Here is a 15,397-nt window from a genome sequence, read left to right on the forward strand (position 1 = left end):
AATTTTTCCAAGGTTTTGTATGACTGAAAACGCTTCTTCCGTGAGCGAAAATCCTGCTGTCCGTGAACAGCGTCGCAACAAATTGCTGGTGGCTCTGGCGGGTGTGGTGGTGCTGGGCGGTGCGGTGGCAGGGGCCTATTGGTGGCTGCATGCCTCGAACTTTGTCTCGACCGACAACGCTTATGCGGCTGTTGAAGTGGCCCAGGTCACACCATCGATTGGCGGCACAGTGCTGGAGGTCATGGTCAAAGACACGCAAAGTGTGAAAAAGGGCGATGTGCTGGTGCGTATTGACCCGACAGACGCCAGGCTGGCGTTGGCCCAGGCTGAGGCTGAACTGGCCCGCGCCACACGCCGCGTGAAGGGCTATGTGGCCAATGACGGTGGGCTCAAGGCACAGGTCAGCGCCCGTGAGGCCGACGAAAAGCGTGCCGCAGCACAACTGCTGGCAGCGCAGGCCGATATGGAGCGAGCCACGATTGATCTCAAGCGCCGCGAAGTGCTGGCCAAGAGTGGTTCTGTATCCGGCGAAGAGCTGACGCAGGCGCAAAACGCGTTTGCAGCGGCCCGGGCGCAACTGGCATCGGCCGTGGCCGCACAGGCTCAGGCCAAAGCCAACCGTGAAGCCGCCGTGGGTGCCAAGCAGGTCAATGCCACCTTGATTGAAGGGGCCGATGCCGACACCAATCCCGAAGTGCTGCTGGCAATGGCCAGACGCGATCAGGCGCAGGTGGAACTGGGGCGCACCACAGTGCTGGCGCCGGTGGATGGTGTGGTGGCCAAGCGCAGTGTGCAAATTGGCCAGCGTGTGCAGGCAGGCGCTGCGCTGATGGCCGTGGTGCCTGTTCAGCAGATGTATGTGGACGCCAATTTCAAGGAAGGCCAGCTTGGCAAGGTGCGCGTGGGCCAGCAGGTGGAGCTGCAGTCTGATCTGTACGGCAGCGACGTGAAGTACAAGGGCCAGGTGGTGGGCTTCAGCGGTGGCTCAGGCTCTGCGTTTGCGGCCATTCCGGCGCAGAACGCGACGGGCAACTGGATCAAGGTGGTGCAGCGCCTGCCGGTGCGCATTCAGCTTGATGCTGCCGAGCTTGCGCAGCACCCGCTGCGTGTGGGGCTTTCCATGCATGTGACCGTGGATACACGCACTGGCCCGGCCAAGGCAGAGGGCGTGGCCCAAGCACAAGCCCAAACCAAAACCCCTGCAACTGCGCAGTGAGCTTGCCATGAGTGAACTCAAGGCAAATGCCGATGCGCCCGCCGTGGCCATGGCGCCGGGCATGGTGCCGCTAACGGGCGGCACGCTATGGCTGGCGGCGCTGGTGCTGGCGGCGGCCAACTTCATGGCCGTGCTGGATATGACGGTGGCCAATGTCTCTGTGCCCAGCATTGCAGGCAATCTGGGTGCAACCACCAGCCAGGGCACCTGGGTCATCACCAGCTACGCCGTGGCCGAGGCCATTACCGTGCCGCTGACCGGCTGGCTGGCCGCACGCTTTGGCGCGGTGCGCGTTTTTGCCACGGCCATGGGCTTGTTTGGTCTGGCTTCAATGCTGTGCGGCTTGGCCAATTCGCTGGGCATGCTGGTATTTGCACGCATCTTGCAAGGCCTGGCCGGTGGCCCGCTGATGCCGCTTTCCCAATCGCTGCTGCTGCGTATCTTCCCAACGCGAATGGCACCTGCGGCCATTGGTCTGTGGTCCATGACCACGCTGATTGCCCCCGTGCTGGGCCCCATCGTGGGCGGCTGGATTTGCGATGAATACACCTGGCACTGGATCTTCCTGATCAATATTCCGGTGGCGCTGGTGTGTGCATTTGCGGTCTGGCATCTGGTCAAGCGCTATGAGCAACCGCTGCTCAAGAACCCCATTGATACCGTGGGCCTGATTTTGCTCATCGTCTGGGTGGGTTCGCTGCAGCTGATGCTGGACGAAGGCAAGAACCTGGACTGGTTTGCCTCGCCCATGATCGTGGCGCTGGCTGTGGTGGCCGTGGTGGGCTTTGCGGCTTTCATGATCTGGGAGCTGCACGCTGAGCACCCGATTGTGGATTTGCGCGTGTTCCGGCATCGTGGCTTTTCCATGGCGGTGCTCACCATCAGCTTGGCGTTTGCAGCCTTCTTTGCCGTCAACGTGCTCACGCCGCTATGGTTGCAGAGCTTTATGGGCTACACAGCCACACTGGCGGGGCTGGTGACGGCGTGGACGGGGCTGTTTGCGCTGTTTGTCGCGCCTGCGGCTGCCGGTCTTTCCGCCAAGGTGGACCCGCGCCGTCTGATTTTTGGCGGCGTGTTCTGGATGGGGCTGATTACCTTCTGGCGTGCGTTTGCCAATACCGATATGGGCTATTGGGATATCGCCTTACCACTGATGTTCATGGGCTTTGGACTGCCGTTCTTCTTCATTCCGACCACAGGGCTGGCACTGGCCAGTGTGGAGCCGCATGAGATGGACAACGCAGCCGGGTTGATGAATTTCTTGCGAACCTTGTCGGGCGCTGCTGCGGTCTCCATCGTCAACACCGCCTGGGAAAACGGCACCACGCGCAATCATGCCGAACTGGTGGGGCTGAGTGACCCGGGGGGCGAGGTGCTGCAAGGCATGCAGCAATCAGGCATGAGTGCAGATGCGGCGCTCTCGGCCTTCGATCACCTGCTCACCAGCCAGAGCGTGATGCTGGCGACCAACCACATCATGTTCATCATTGCAGCGGGCTTTGTGCTGGCAGCCAGTGTGATCTGGCTGGCACCCAAGCCCACTCGTGTGGTGGAGCCGGGAGCAGGCGGGCACTGATAGTAGTTGCTGCTTAAAAAGAAGCTGCTTGCGCTGGCGATTGATTTCAGATGATTTTCATCTGAAGTCTATGAATATCAAGCGCAAGTAGCTTTTCTTTTGGTAGCGCAATGCAGCACCAAGTCACAGGGAGTCACGCGCATTTCTACAATGTGGGCCTATGTTCCCGATCGACCTGCTTGAAAGCGCCCCAGAAGGTGCCCACCCCGCGTCCCAGTCTTCCCTGCTCACTGGCCTCAACGATGAGCAGTTGGCGGCCGTCACCCTGCCCGCAGGCCATGCGCTGATTCTTGCGGGCGCAGGCTCGGGTAAGACCCGTGTGCTGACCACGCGCATCGCCTGGCTGCTGCAGACGGGCCAGGCCACGCCGGGCTCCATCATGGCCGTGACCTTTACCAACAAGGCCGCCAAAGAAATGCTGGCACGTCTGTCGGCCATGCTGCCCTACAACGTGCGCGGCATGTGGATTGGCACCTTCCACGGCCTGTGCAACCGCATGCTGCGCGCCCACTATCAGGCGGCCAAGCTGCCACAGGCGTTTCAGATTCTTGACACGCAAGATCAGCTCTCGGCCATCAAGCGGCTGTGCAAGCAGTTCAATGTGGACGACGAGCGCTTTCCGCCCAAGCAACTGATGTACTTCATTGCCGGTTGCAAGGAAGAGGGCATGCGCCCCTCAGATGTGGTGGCCAGCGACCCCGACACGCGTAAAAAGGTTGAGATCTATCAGCTCTACGAAGAGCAATGCCAGCGCGAAGGCGTGGTGGATTTTGGTGAGCTGATGCTGCGCAGCTTTGAGCTGCTGCGAGACGATGTGCATCTGCGTCAGCACTACCAGCGCCGCTTTCAGCATATTCTGGTGGACGAGTTTCAGGACACCAACAAGCTGCAGTACCAGTGGCTAAAACAACTGGCGGGCGAGGCTGACGGCCGCCGCTTTGTCTCGCAGTCCAGCGTGATTGCCGTGGGTGACGATGACCAGAGCATCTACGCCTTTCGCGGCGCGCGCGTGGGCAATATGGCGGACTTTATTCGCGAGTTCGACGTCAAGAACCAGATCAAGCTGGAGCAGAACTACCGCAGCTACAGCAATATTCTGGACTGCGCCAACGCCCTCATCAGCCACAACAGCAACCGCCTGGGCAAGAACCTGCGCACCACGCAGGGCCCGGGCGAGCCGGTTCGTATTTACGAATCTCCCAGCGATCTGGCCGAGGCGGCGTGGATGGTCGATGAGATCAAGCAACTGGTGAAGAACGACGGCTTTACGCGCCAGGAAATTGCCGTGCTTTACCGCAGCAATGCGCAAAGTCGGGTGATCGAGTCGGCGCTGTTCAACGCTGGTATTGCCTACCGCGTGTATGGCGGCCTGCGCTTTTTTGAGCGTGCCGAAATCAAGCACGCGCTAGCCTATCTGCGCCTGCTAGAGAACCCGCACGACGACACCAGTTTCATGCGGGTGGTGAACTTTCCAGCGCGTGGCATTGGTGCGCGTACCGTCGAACAGTTGCAGGATGCGGCCCGCAGCAGTGGCTGTTCATTAAGTGATGCGGTGACTGCCGTGGGCGGTTCTGCGGGCACCAAGCTGCAAGGCTTTGTGGCGCAGATCGACGTGTTGCGCGAGCAGACGCAAGGCAAGACGCTGCGCGAAATCATCGAAACCGTGGAAGAGCAAAGCGGTCTGCTGGAGCATTACCGCAACGAAAAAGAAGGCGCGGACCGCATTGAAAACTTGCAGGAACTGGTGACGGCTGCCGAGAGCTTTGTGACGCAGGAAGGCTTTGGCAAAGATGCCGTGGCTCTGCCCGTGGATGCGCAGGAGATTCTGCCCGGCGCCAACCTCACACAAAGCCCGGCCAGCCAGGGCCTGGACCCGAATGCACCGCTGCTGGACCAGCCTTTGACTCCGCCCATAGGCACGCTGGCTTCCATGGTCAATGAAGACACGGGCGAGACCATGTCGCCGCTGGCAGCCTTTCTGTCGCACGCTTCGCTGGAAGCGGGGGACAACCAGGCCCAGGCCGGTCAGGACGCTGTGCAGTTGATGACCGTGCACGCCAGCAAGGGTCTGGAGTTTGATGCCGTGTTCATCGGCGGCGTAGAAGAAGGCCTGTTCCCGCACGAGAACGCCATGATGGACCGTGGCGGTCTGGAGGAAGAGCGGCGCCTGGCCTATGTGGCGATTACCCGCGCGCGCAAGCGCTTGTATCTGAGTCATTCGCAAACACGCATGCTGCATGGCCAGACGCGCTACAACGTCAAGAGCCGATTCTTTGACGAACTGCCCGAAGAGGCGCTCAAGTGGATTACACCCAAGCAAAGCGGTTTTGGCAGTTTTGCTCCTAATGCAGGAGCTGGTAGCGCTTGGGGATCAAGGGCTTCAGGTCAGTTTGGCTCAAACTCTGGCTGGGGCGGCAAGCAGACCGAAGTCTTTGCCAGCCCGCCGGTGCCCAAGCAAAAGGCCGAACCCTCGCACGGCATCAAGGCTGGCATCACAGTCTTCCACAACAAGTTTGGCGAGGGCAAGGTGCTGGCGGTGGAAGGCACGGGAGATGATGCACGCGCCCAGGTCAGCTTTGGCCGCCATGGCACCAAGTGGCTGGCGCTGGCGATTGCCAAGCTGACGATTGTGGAGTGATGGCCGCATCGCAATGAAAAAAGGTCGCCCTTGCAGGCGACCTTTTTGTGACTTGCTCAGGCCTTATTTGGACACGAGCGTCATCTGTGTGGGTGTGGCGGTCAGGTAGCCGACTGCCGCACCAAACTTGTCGTTGTAGTTGGCCTTGATCAGTGGGTCCAGCGTGGCCTTGACGGTGCTGTGGATGCCGCCCCAGTCGCCAGCGTGCTGGAAGTTGCTCATGATGTAAGTCCAGCCGTTGATTTCATCGACGGCGTGCAGTCCGGTGGATTCGCCACCCGCAGGCACCGACATCAGGCGCGAGAGCTGCTTGGTGTCGATGTTGTACGCCCACAGGAAGTTGTTGACGTGCTGGCTGCTGTCTTCGCCGATGAACAGCGTGCGCATTTTTTCGGAGAACTTGAGGTTGTCCGGGTTGGCGATGTAGTCGGGGTTGGCGGTGTTGCCCAGCGCGTCGCCCTTGAGTGTCTTGCCATCGGTGTCCAGCAAGTCCTGGCCCACGATCAGCGGGCGCACATTCGAAGGCATCCACTCGCTGGCAATTGCGGTGCCAGCGGTGTCTTTCAGGCCGCCAACCAGGCTCAGTTCCATCACGCCGCCAGCCACCAGTTGCTTGGGGATGGAGATGCCGTTGCCGGGCACATTGACTGCGTTGCCTGCCACCATCGACGTCTGCATGTTCTGAAGCGCAGAGTAGGCTTTCTTGTCCTTGGCGTTGACGGTGGTGCCTTCCATCTTGGTGAAGCCCATGCTGGCGCCCAGATAGGCGGCGTAGCGGTGGGTTTCGAGGAAGGCTGCAGCCTTTTCCTTGCCCGCCACGATCTTGATCCACTCGGTCTTGCCGTTGGCGACAATCTTTTTGTAGCTGGCATCCGCAGGGTCGGCAGTCTTGACGTCCATGATGTCCGTGGGCTTGATGCCGCCATCTACCAAGGCGCGAATTTCGGCGCTGGTGGCCGAGCCCAGCTTGATCCATGTCAGGTCAGCGGCGGCAGAGCCAGCCTTGCTGAAGTCGGTAGAGCCACCGACGACAGCTGCATACAGCGAGCCCGCAGACAGGTCCGCAGCCTTGTCGGCCACGAAGACAAAGTAGGCGCTGTTGGTGGCATCGTCGCCCATCAGTGCGGTGCGCTGGTCAGGCATGACCTGCACCAGTTCGTGCGAGATGCGGCCCATGCAGTAATGCTTTTTGATGCTGGAAGTGCCGTCTGCATTGACGATCACTTCGGGCATGTGGCCGTAGTTGTAGGGGTTGGCCTTGGTGGCGTCGCCATACAGGTTCAGGCTGAAAGCGTCCATATTGTTCTTGCTGCGGGCAGCAAAAGCATCGGGCTCATATTCTTCCGACGACAGGTGCGTGCCCCAGGGCGATAGGCTGGCGCCGCAGGTAATCCACAGGCCGTTGACCGAGGAGGTATCGACGTTGTGGTACTTGACCAGCGAGAGCTTGCCGGTATTCACGTCCTGGTCCAGCGTCAGCACGGCGATGGGCGAGGGCAGCTTGCCGTACATATCGGTCTTGGTGTCCTGCGCCCAGGTGGTGTATTCAAACTGCACAACGGCAAAGACAGGGTTGCCCTTGACGCCCAGCTTGGTCTTGTCTGCACCAGGGACGGTCAGCAAAGAGGTGCCGTCTGGAGAGTCCGAGAAGAACTGGCGCTCCTTGCCGGCCACAGTCTTGTCGATGATGGGCTGGTTGTTGATGTCGAAGTAGGCGCCAGCCAGAATTTTGCCGCCCTTGCCATCGGAGACGGCGTTGCCGGTCACGAAGAAAGGCTGGTAGCTGAGGTCGAAGACTTGTTCGGACTTGTCGTCATATGCGACCTTGAGCTGCGATTTCACCAGCATGGTGCTCATGTCTGCAGGCTTGTCCAGCTTGGGGGCAGCCATGCTGGTAAAGGTGGCGGAGACATAGTTTTTCTTCGCCACAGGTGGTGTCACAGGCGTGGTGTCATCGCTGCCGCCGCAGGCTGCAAGCAGGCTGGCGGCCGACACGGCTGAGCCCAGGGGCAGCAGGGGAGCGGCGGAGAAAAATTGCAGGGCTTTACGACGGCTGAGCAGATTTTGTGACATGGGGTTTTCGCTGTGGGGGTTGCATGCGGAAGTGCCGCAGAGCGGGACTTGTAAGAAAAGCCTCACGCTGCCGAGCGAATGCTAGAAATCTTTCATGTCACTGCAATGGCATTGATATGACAGTTTTGTGATGCGAACTTTGCGAAAACAGGCGTAAAAAAGCCCCAGTCGCAATGACTGGGGCTGGAGGGCTTGCAAGCCGATCAGAGCTCCGACGAGGGAGGTGTACTTGATGGCAGCGCCTCTGTGCTGGTGACTTCATCAGGCGGGCTGAAACTGTCACGGAAGGTAAACACGATGGATGTAAAAAAGATGGCGGCCAGCATCAGTGCGGTGGCAACCATCAGGCCGCCGGCAATGCTGCCAATCATCATGGCCAGAATGCCCGTCACCATGGCCAGCACGATGCCAGAGGCGATAAAGAGGCCCATCCAGCAGACACCGAATACAAGATAGGCGCCAATGTTGCGGATACAGCCCACAAAGCTGAAAAACAGCGATTTGATGGGGCTGACGCCATGCCAGTGAATCAGTGCAGGCGCATGCCAGAAGGACAGGGACAGGGGCAGATAGAGAAACATGCTCAGCCACATGGCGGACTGGAACTCGGGCTCCTCGGCCAGTTCTACACTCATGGGCGTCTGGCCCATGTAGACGCTGGCAAATGTGCCGCCATCGACAAGGCTGGAGGCGCCAATGATGAGCAGAAAGCCAGCGGCGTAAAGGCCACCAAGCATCAGCATGGAATGTGTGTGATGGCTGCCCGAGCGAAAGGCGACCAGCAGCAATGCGGGCGTGGGCTTGCGGCCATGGGCGGCTTCTGAGGCAGCAACCATCATGGTCAGCGAGATACAGGGCAGCAGGGCCAATGCGATGACGGGGCCGACCAGTGGCACGGCTGTCACCAGCGACATGCTGGCCATGCCCAGAAAGAACAGCGCAGCCAGGGCCAGCGGCTGGCTCTTGAACGTGCGCAGACCAAGCTGCACCCATTGCAAGCCAGTACGGGCGGGAACGATTTGAAGTTTCATGAGAGATAGAAGCGCTTCTGCCAAGTGTTGCAAAAGTCGCACTCGTCACTGTACCCGAGCCGACCGGCAAGGGCTATGAATAGCCCCGCGTGGCCTGACTGCTTGGTGCGCTGAAAATGTCTCAGCCCAGCGCCAGTGGGTGGTCTATGCGCTGCTTGAGCACGCGTTCGAAGTGGGTGGGGTCGTGCGGGGTCAGCAGTGCTGCTTCGCGCGGCAGATAGAAGTCCCAGAGGCGGGAAATCCAGAAACGCAGGGCACCGGCACGCAACTGGGCGTTGAACAGCTCACGCTCAGCACCTGTCAGTGGGCGCACAGACTGGTATGCAGAGATCATGGCTTGAGCGCGTGCAGCGTCATGTGCACCTGTTGCGTGATCGATACACCAGTCGTTGAGGCAGACGGCCAGATCGAAGGACCAGGTGTCCACGCCAGCGAAATAGAAGTCAAAGAAGCCGGTGAGCTTTTCGCCATCAAACATGGCGTTGTCGCGGAACAGGTCGGCGTGCACCGGGCCGCGAGGCAGGGCCGCGTAGCTGGGCGAGGCCGCCACATGGTTTTGATAGGCCAGCTCTGCGCGCAGCATGGCGGCGGCTTCCTCGCCCAGGTGTGGCAAGACCACGGGCACGGTTTCATTCCACCAGGGCAGGCCACGCAGATTGGGCTGCTGGCGCTCATAGCTCTGACCGGCTAGGTGCATGCGTGCCAGCATTTCGCCCACAGCCGCGCAGTGCACGGGCTGGGGGGCCAGCTGGCTCTTGCCGGGCAGGCGGTTGACGATGGCGGCTGGCTTGCCGCAGACCTTGAGCAGGATGTCACCGCTGCGGGTTTCGGCCTGAGGGTCGGGAACAGGAATGCCTGCCTGTGCCAGATGCTTCATCAGGTGCAGATAGAAGGGCAGTTGCTCAAAGCTCAGGCGCTCGAACAGGGTCAGCACATATTCGCCCTGATCGGTGGTCAGAAAGTAGTTGGTGTTTTCAATACCGCCCTGAATGCCGCGCAATTCTTTGAACGAGCCAAGGGACATGCGGCGCAGCAGGTCGCGCGCATCTTTATCAGAGACTTCGGTGAAAACAGCCATGGTGCAAAGCGCCGGTCATCAACTGCCGGCGTAACTAACAGGTGGGTGGTTCTATACGCAACAGGGCAGTGCGGTGCTGCACTGCCCTGTCAGGAATCGGGAAAAAGCGCGCGGCGCTTCAGAATTTGAGGAAATTCCAGACCCGGGTGCCGGTGGTATCGCCGCTGTTGTTGTCGCGGTTACGGGCAGCACGGGCGCCGTCGTTGGACTGCACTTCGTACTCTGGCATGGAGCCTACCTTGGGTTGCACGGTAATGCTCTGGGTCTGGCCGCCCACACGGGTCTCATCCACACGGCTGCCGCCGTCCTCCACGCGGATATGTTCGATTCGCTGGTTGTGCTTGCCAGTGGCTGCGGAGTTGTCCTGCTTGCCTTGAGGGGCAGGAGCTGCCGTGGCTTCGGCGGGGGCAGTATTGGAGGTCTGGGCCAGAACGGATCCGGCAGCCAGGCTCAGGATGAGGAAAAGTGGTGCAGCGCGCATGATGGGTGGATTGTAGGGCGACTTCGAATTGTCACACCAGGCTTTGACTGTCTTCTGAGGCGAGGCCCGAAGGAATAGGGCAGGCGTGCACAATCCGGGGTATGAGCAATTCCAAGACTTTGGTGCTGGTGGACGGCTCCAGCTACCTCTACCGCGCCTACCATGCCATGCCCGACCTGCGGGCGATTCCTGGCGACCCGGCCAGCCCGGCCACGGGTGCCATTCGCGGCATGGTGAACATGATGCAGGCGCTGCGCAAAGATGTGCAGGCCGACTACGCCGTCTGCGTGTTTGATACGTCTGGCCCCACCTTCCGCGACGCCATGTACGACCAGTACAAGGCCACGCGCTCGCCTATGCCCGACGATCTGCGCGCGCAAATTGCCCCCATCCATGAAGTGGTCCAGATGCTGGGCTGGAAAGTGGTGGCCGTGCCCGGCGTAGAGGCGGACGACGTGATCGCTACCTTGGCGCAGATGGCGGCCGGCCAGGGCATCCACGTCATCGTCTCCAGCGGCGACAAGGACTTGAGCCAGCTGGTGAACGAACATGTCACCATCATCGACACCATGAACGGCAAAAAGCGCGACATTGCCGGCGTGACCGCCGAGTTTGGCGTGCCGCCCGCGCTGATGGTGGACTACCAGGCCCTGGTGGGCGACACCGTGGACAACGTGCCCGGCGTGATGAAAGTAGGCCCCAAGACTGCTGCCAAGTGGCTGGACGAATACAAGTCGCTGGACAATTTGATAGCGCATGCCGCAAACATCAAGGGCGTTGCAGGGCAAAACCTGCGCGATGCGATTGCATCCGGCCAACTGGCGCTGAGCCGCCAGCTGGTGACCATGAAGACCGATTGCGACTTGGCCGGCCATGTGGACGGCCTGCCCGCCTTCGAGTCGATTGTGCTGGCCGAGCCCGACAGCGCGGCGCTGGTGCCTTTCTATGAAAAATATGGCTTCAAGGGCCTGGCACGCGCGCTGGGTGCTACGGTTTCTGAAGCGGTACCAGCCAAAGCTGGCAAGCCCGGCAAAGCCAGTAACGCCAGCAAGGCCGACAGCAACCAGGGCGGCCTGTTTGATGCGGACGACGCCGCCGCCACCGAAGTGGCCGTGGCCGCCCAGCAGCGCGATGTGGTCTACACCACCATCCTGACCGAGGCGCAGCTGGACGAATGGCTGGTCAAGATCAACGCCGCCGCGCTGACCGCGATCGATACCGAAACCGATTCGCTGGACGAAATGCGCGCGCAAATCGTGGGCATCAGCTTCAGCGTGGCTGCGGGCGAGGCGGCTTACATTCCGCTGCGCCACGAAGGCATGGAAGTGCCCGAGCAGCTGGACATGGCCATGGTGCTGGCCAGGCTCAAGCCCTGGCTGGAAGACGCCAGCAAGAAGAAGCTGGGCCAGAACGTCAAATACGACCAGCATGTGTTTGCCAACCACGGCATCACCGTGCGCGGCTATGCACACGACACCATGCTGCAAAGCTATGTGCTGGAGGCCGACCGCCCCCACAACCTGACCAGCCTGGCGCTGCGCCACACCGGCCGCACCGGCATCAGCTACGAAGACCTGTGCGGCAAGGGCAAGGGCCAGATTCCCTTTGCCCAGGTGCCGGTGGACAAGGCAGCGGCATACAGCTGCGAAGACTCTGACCAGACGCTGGACGTGCATGGCGTGCTGTGGCCGCAGATTCAGGCCAACGCCGGGCTGCTGCATATTTATGAGCTGGAGATGCTGACCAGCGAAGCGCTGTTCCGCATTGAGCGCAATGGCGTCAGCATTGATGCGGGCGAGCTGGCACGCCAGAGCAACGACCTGGGCGCGCGCATTCTGCAGCTGGAAAACGAGGCCTACGAAATCGCCGGCCAGCAGTTCAACCTGAGCAGCCCCAAGCAGCTGGGCGAAATCTTTTTCGACAAGCTGGGCATGCCCGTGGTCAAAAAGACGGCCACCGGCGCACGCAGCACCGACGAAGAAGTGCTGGAAAAGCTGGCCGAAGACTACCCGCTGCCCGCCAAGCTGCTGGAGCACCGCAGCCTGTCCAAGCTCAAAGGCACCTACACCGACAAGCTGGCGCAGATGGCGCTGCCCACCGATGGCCGCGTGCACACCCACTATGCGCAGGCGGTGGCGGTGACGGGGCGCTTGTCCAGCAACGACCCCAATTTGCAGAATATTCCCGTGCGCACGCCCGAAGGCCGCCGCGTGCGTGAAGCCTTTGTGGCCCCTGAGGGCAAGCTGATTGCCAGCGCCGACTATTCGCAGATCGAGCTGCGCATCATGGCCCACCTGTCGGGCGATGAGGCCTTGCTCAACGCCTTCAAAAATGGGCTGGACGTGCACAAAGCCACCGCTGCCGAGGTGTTTGGCGTCAGCGTGGATGAAGTCAGTAGCGAGCAGCGCCGCTACGCCAAGGTCATCAACTTTGGCCTGATCTACGGCATGAGCAGCTTTGGCCTGGCCAAAAATCTGGGCATCGAGACCAAGGCCGCTGCGGCCTACATCGACAAATACTTTCAGCGCTACCCCGGCGTGAAGCGGTACATGGATGAAACCGTGGAACGTGCCCACGCCCAGGGCTATGTGGAGACCGTGTTCGGCCGCCGCCTGGTGCTGCCCGAGATCAACGGCGGCAACGGCCCGCGCAAAAAAGCGGCAGAGCGCGCCGCCATCAACGCCCCCATGCAGGGCACGGCGGCCGACCTGATCAAAAAAGCCATGGTGGCTGTGCAGGCCAAGCTGGACGCCGAAAAGCCCGAGGTGCTGGTCATCATGCAGGTGCACGATGAACTGGTGTTTGAGCTGCCAGCATCCGCCCAGGACTGGGTCAAGGCAGAAATCCCCTCCATCATGGCCGGCGTGGCCGATCTGTCGGTGCCGCTGCTGGCGGAGATTGGCTTTGGCCCTAGCTGGGAAAAAGCACACTGAGACTTTGACTGAAGGCTCACCGGCTTTTTTGCGAATAGGTGGTAACCCTTGAAGAGCAGCGTCTGTAAAAGACGCTGTTTTTTATGCTTCGGTTCAAAGTGTTGTGGTTAGCAGGTGGCTATCGTAAGTACTTGATATTTTGTAAGATAAAGACTACGAGACGGATTGCGTCATTGCTCCAGCAAATCACTTTTTGTCTAGCGGTAGCCAGGAGAGACATGGCCTATTTTTTTGCGAACCGATGGTTTGCCTTTCAGAAAATTTTTTCGCTGTGGGTGCTGCTGGGCGGGTTCTATGGTGTGGCGGCTCATGCCCATGAAACCGGACAGACCTGGTATCTGTTTCAGCCCATGGTGCGCACCGCGCTGGTGGACCCGCTGGCGCGCCACTATGCCAAAGTGCTGCCGCAGTATCTGGATGGCAAGGTGGTGCTGAAAAGTACAGGGAAAAGTCCTCTGTCTGCTCGCGAAAAAGTGGGGCTGAGCGATGAGCGTGCCGATAGCACCGCGGTGCTGATGGCTCCTTTGATCTACGAAAAAACCTACGACGCAGAAATTGCCGACAAGTCTTCTTCCCGAGTCACGGCCTTGCATATGGTGGCCCGGCGCCCCTGGTGCCTGGCGATCACCCACGATGTGCAGCCTCGCACCTATGAGGGGTTGATGAAGTGGCTGAGCGGCTTGCGCAGGCCCGTGCGCATTGGTTTGGTCGCCCCTACGGGTATGCCCGCGGTCTGGCTGGAGGCGATGCGGCGCAAGACAGGGCTTGAATGGGTGGCGACAGACTTTTTCTTCAGTGCTGATCAGAGCGTGGAGAGCCTGCTTTCTGGTCAGCAGGATTTGCTGCTGGATGCCTGCGGCGAGGTGAATCGCGTACGGGCCTTGCCGGGCAATGATTCCGGCTCGCGCAAGATACAGGTGTTGATTACCGACCAGAAGGAGCTGGAAAAAGGTGCCACCAGCTTTGCGCAGTGGCAGCTGACGGCACCCGCACCCAGCTGGGTGGGCTGGTTTGTCTCCAGCAGCATGCCGCAGGAGCGCAGAGCGCGTCTGGGCAAGGCGCTGTATGCGGTGAGCATGCGCGAGGACACTCAGGCCTTGATCCGGGAACTGGGCAAGGAGCCCATGCCTTTGTCGGTGGAGGGCAGTCAGCGTTACGTGGACAGCTGGCTTCGCGACTGGAAGAGTATTGGCAGCTGGATGCGCAACCTGCCCGGAAAGCTGCCTGCAGACACTGGCCGCACAGCGCCGAAATCAACGACCCACTGAGTTCAGGTAATGCTATCTTTAGGGTAGCTTTACACTCTTTTTCAGCCTTGGCATCAAGGCATTTTTATGCTGTTTCCCGACATGCTGATGCGCCGCTTGACTCCTGCGACGCGCATGGGCTTATCCATCTCTGTGGCCACCGGCTTGTACGGAATTTCATTCGGTGCGCTCAGCGTGGCTTCCGGCCTGAACCTCTGGCAGACCATGGCGCTGAGCGCTCTGATGTTCACAGGCGGATCGCAGTTTGCCTTTATCGGTGTGATTGCCGGTGGTGGCAGCGGCATGGCGGCTGTCAGCGCATCGGCCTTGCTGGGTGTGCGCAATGCCATCTACGGCATGCAGATGAGCCGTTTTCTGGGCGTCAAAGGATGGCGGCGCTGGCTGGCAGCGCACTGGACGATTGATGAGTCTGCAGCGACTGCATCAGGCCAGGCTGAAGAGCAGGAGCAGCGGCGCGGCTTCTGGGTGGCGGGTGCCGGTGTATTTCTGCTCTGGAATCTGTTTACCTTGCTGGGTGCCTTGATGGGCAATGCGCTGGGGGACCCTCGCCGCTTTGGGCTGGATGGCGCTGCGGTTGCGGCATTTCTGGGCCTGCTGTGGCCGAGACTGAATGCGCGTGAACCCATAGCGCTGGCGCTGGCCTGTGGTTTGGTGACTGCGATAGCGATTCCGCTGGTGCCTGCGGGTGTGCCGATTTTGCTGGCGGCAGTTGTGGGCGCTGTCTGGGGCTGGATTCGCCCGTCGGAGGCACGGTCATGACCCTTTCCTTGTGGCACTGGATACTGCTGGCGTGCGCGCTTTGCTTTGTCATCAAGCTGCTGGGCTATAGCCTGCCAGCGCGCTGGATGCACAGCCCGCGCATGGCGCAGGTGGCGGCCTGTTTGACGGTGGCGCTGCTGGCTGCGCTGACTGTGATGAATACCGTGGCCAGCGGCACAGCGCTGGTGCTGGACGCTCGTCTTGCTGCTCTGGCGGTTGCTGCCGTTGCGCTGTGGTTGCGGGCACCATTTTTGCTGGTTGTGGTTCTGGGGGCGCTGGCATCCGCCTTGCTGCGCTGGCTTTAGACTGCATGTCGCTGTGGCTGTGTTGCAGAAGCGTTGCGC

Annotated in this window: 11 protein-coding genes; 7 read left to right on the forward strand and 4 right to left on the reverse strand. The window is 60.6% G+C overall.

The annotated features are described in order from the left end of the window. Positions 1-19: 19 nt before the first annotated feature. From JDW18_RS05160 to JDW18_RS05170, 3 genes are all read left to right on the forward strand, one after another. Positions 20-1,216, forward strand: a complete 1,197-nt coding sequence (locus JDW18_RS05160; protein WP_218242634.1) for an HlyD/EmrA/EmrK family protein — start codon at positions 20-22, stop codon at positions 1,214-1,216. Between the two features lie 7 nt (positions 1,217-1,223). After that, on the forward strand, positions 1,224-2,792 hold the full coding sequence (locus JDW18_RS05165; RefSeq protein WP_218242635.1) for a DHA2 family efflux MFS transporter permease subunit: 1,569 nt from the start codon (positions 1,224-1,226) through the stop codon (positions 2,790-2,792). 160 nt (positions 2,793-2,952) lie between these two features. Then, positions 2,953-5,430 (forward strand): UvrD-helicase domain-containing protein, encoded by a 2,478-nt coding sequence (locus tag JDW18_RS05170; protein WP_218242636.1) that lies wholly within the window; start codon positions 2,953-2,955, stop codon positions 5,428-5,430. Positions 5,431-5,493: 63 nt separating this feature from the next. Here JDW18_RS05170 and JDW18_RS05175 read toward each other — a convergent pair whose 3' ends face one another. The 4 genes from JDW18_RS05175 to JDW18_RS05190 all read right to left on the reverse strand — a co-directional run bounded on the left by JDW18_RS05175 (position 5,494) and on the right by JDW18_RS05190 (position 10,093). Then, positions 5,494-7,503, reverse strand: a complete 2,010-nt coding sequence (locus tag JDW18_RS05175) for a PhoX family protein (RefSeq protein ID WP_218242637.1) — start codon at positions 7,501-7,503, stop codon at positions 5,494-5,496. 203 nt (positions 7,504-7,706) lie between these two features. Next, positions 7,707-8,534 (reverse strand): BPSS1780 family membrane protein, encoded by an 828-nt coding sequence (locus JDW18_RS05180; protein ID WP_218242638.1) that lies wholly within the window; start codon positions 8,532-8,534, stop codon positions 7,707-7,709. A 121-nt stretch (positions 8,535-8,655) separates the two neighbouring features. Next, positions 8,656-9,612: a homoserine kinase gene (locus JDW18_RS05185; protein ID WP_218242639.1), complete on the reverse strand. Its 957-nt coding sequence runs from the start codon at positions 9,610-9,612 to the stop codon at positions 8,656-8,658. Positions 9,613-9,730: 118 nt separating this feature from the next. After that, positions 9,731-10,093 carry a hypothetical protein gene (locus JDW18_RS05190; protein WP_218242640.1) on the reverse strand — a complete coding sequence of 121 codons (363 nt, stop codon included), beginning with the start codon at positions 10,091-10,093 and terminating at the stop codon, positions 9,731-9,733. Between the two features lie 101 nt (positions 10,094-10,194). Between JDW18_RS05190 and polA the strand changes: the two genes are divergently transcribed. From polA to JDW18_RS05210, 4 genes are all read left to right on the forward strand, one after another. Further along, a complete protein-coding gene (gene polA / locus JDW18_RS05195; RefSeq protein WP_218242641.1) occupies positions 10,195-13,026 on the forward strand; it encodes a DNA polymerase I in 2,832 nt (943 codons plus the stop codon). Positions 13,027-13,244: 218 nt separating this feature from the next. Further along, complete coding sequence (locus JDW18_RS05200) at positions 13,245-14,294, forward strand: type 2 periplasmic-binding domain-containing protein (RefSeq protein WP_218242642.1); 1,050 nt, start codon at positions 13,245-13,247, stop codon at positions 14,292-14,294. Positions 14,295-14,360: 66 nt separating this feature from the next. Then, positions 14,361-15,053: an AzlC family ABC transporter permease gene (locus tag JDW18_RS05205; protein ID WP_246610280.1), complete on the forward strand. Its 693-nt coding sequence runs from the start codon at positions 14,361-14,363 to the stop codon at positions 15,051-15,053. Continuing rightward, a complete protein-coding gene (locus JDW18_RS05210) occupies positions 15,050-15,358 on the forward strand; it encodes an AzlD domain-containing protein (RefSeq protein ID WP_218242643.1) in 309 nt (102 codons plus the stop codon). The genes JDW18_RS05205 and JDW18_RS05210 overlap by 4 nt, the downstream gene beginning before the upstream one ends. Positions 15,359-15,397: the final 39 nt, after the last annotated feature.

This window comes from Comamonas fluminis, assembly GCF_019186805.1.
Taxonomy (GTDB): domain Bacteria; phylum Pseudomonadota; class Gammaproteobacteria; order Burkholderiales; family Burkholderiaceae_C; genus Comamonas; species Comamonas fluminis.

Coding starts and splice junctions, on each gene's coding strand:
- JDW18_RS05205 (WP_246610280.1), top strand. CDS start 14,361: ATGCTGTTTCCCGACATGCTGATGCGCCGCTTGACTCCTGCGACGCGC.
- JDW18_RS05180 (WP_218242638.1), bottom strand. CDS start 8,534: ATGAAACTTCAAATCGTTCCCGCCCGTACTGGCTTGCAATGGGTGCAG.
- JDW18_RS05160 (WP_218242634.1), top strand. CDS start 20: ATGACTGAAAACGCTTCTTCCGTGAGCGAAAATCCTGCTGTCCGTGAA.
- polA (WP_218242641.1), top strand. CDS start 10,195: ATGAGCAATTCCAAGACTTTGGTGCTGGTGGACGGCTCCAGCTACCTC.
- JDW18_RS05185 (WP_218242639.1), bottom strand. CDS start 9,612: ATGGCTGTTTTCACCGAAGTCTCTGATAAAGATGCGCGCGACCTGCTG.
- JDW18_RS05175 (WP_218242637.1), bottom strand. CDS start 7,503: ATGTCACAAAATCTGCTCAGCCGTCGTAAAGCCCTGCAATTTTTCTCC.
- JDW18_RS05190 (WP_218242640.1), bottom strand. CDS start 10,093: ATGCGCGCTGCACCACTTTTCCTCATCCTGAGCCTGGCTGCCGGATCC.
- JDW18_RS05170 (WP_218242636.1), top strand. CDS start 2,953: ATGTTCCCGATCGACCTGCTTGAAAGCGCCCCAGAAGGTGCCCACCCC.
- JDW18_RS05165 (WP_218242635.1), top strand. CDS start 1,224: ATGAGTGAACTCAAGGCAAATGCCGATGCGCCCGCCGTGGCCATGGCG.
- JDW18_RS05210 (WP_218242643.1), top strand. CDS start 15,050: ATGACCCTTTCCTTGTGGCACTGGATACTGCTGGCGTGCGCGCTTTGC.
- JDW18_RS05200 (WP_218242642.1), top strand. CDS start 13,245: ATGGCCTATTTTTTTGCGAACCGATGGTTTGCCTTTCAGAAAATTTTT.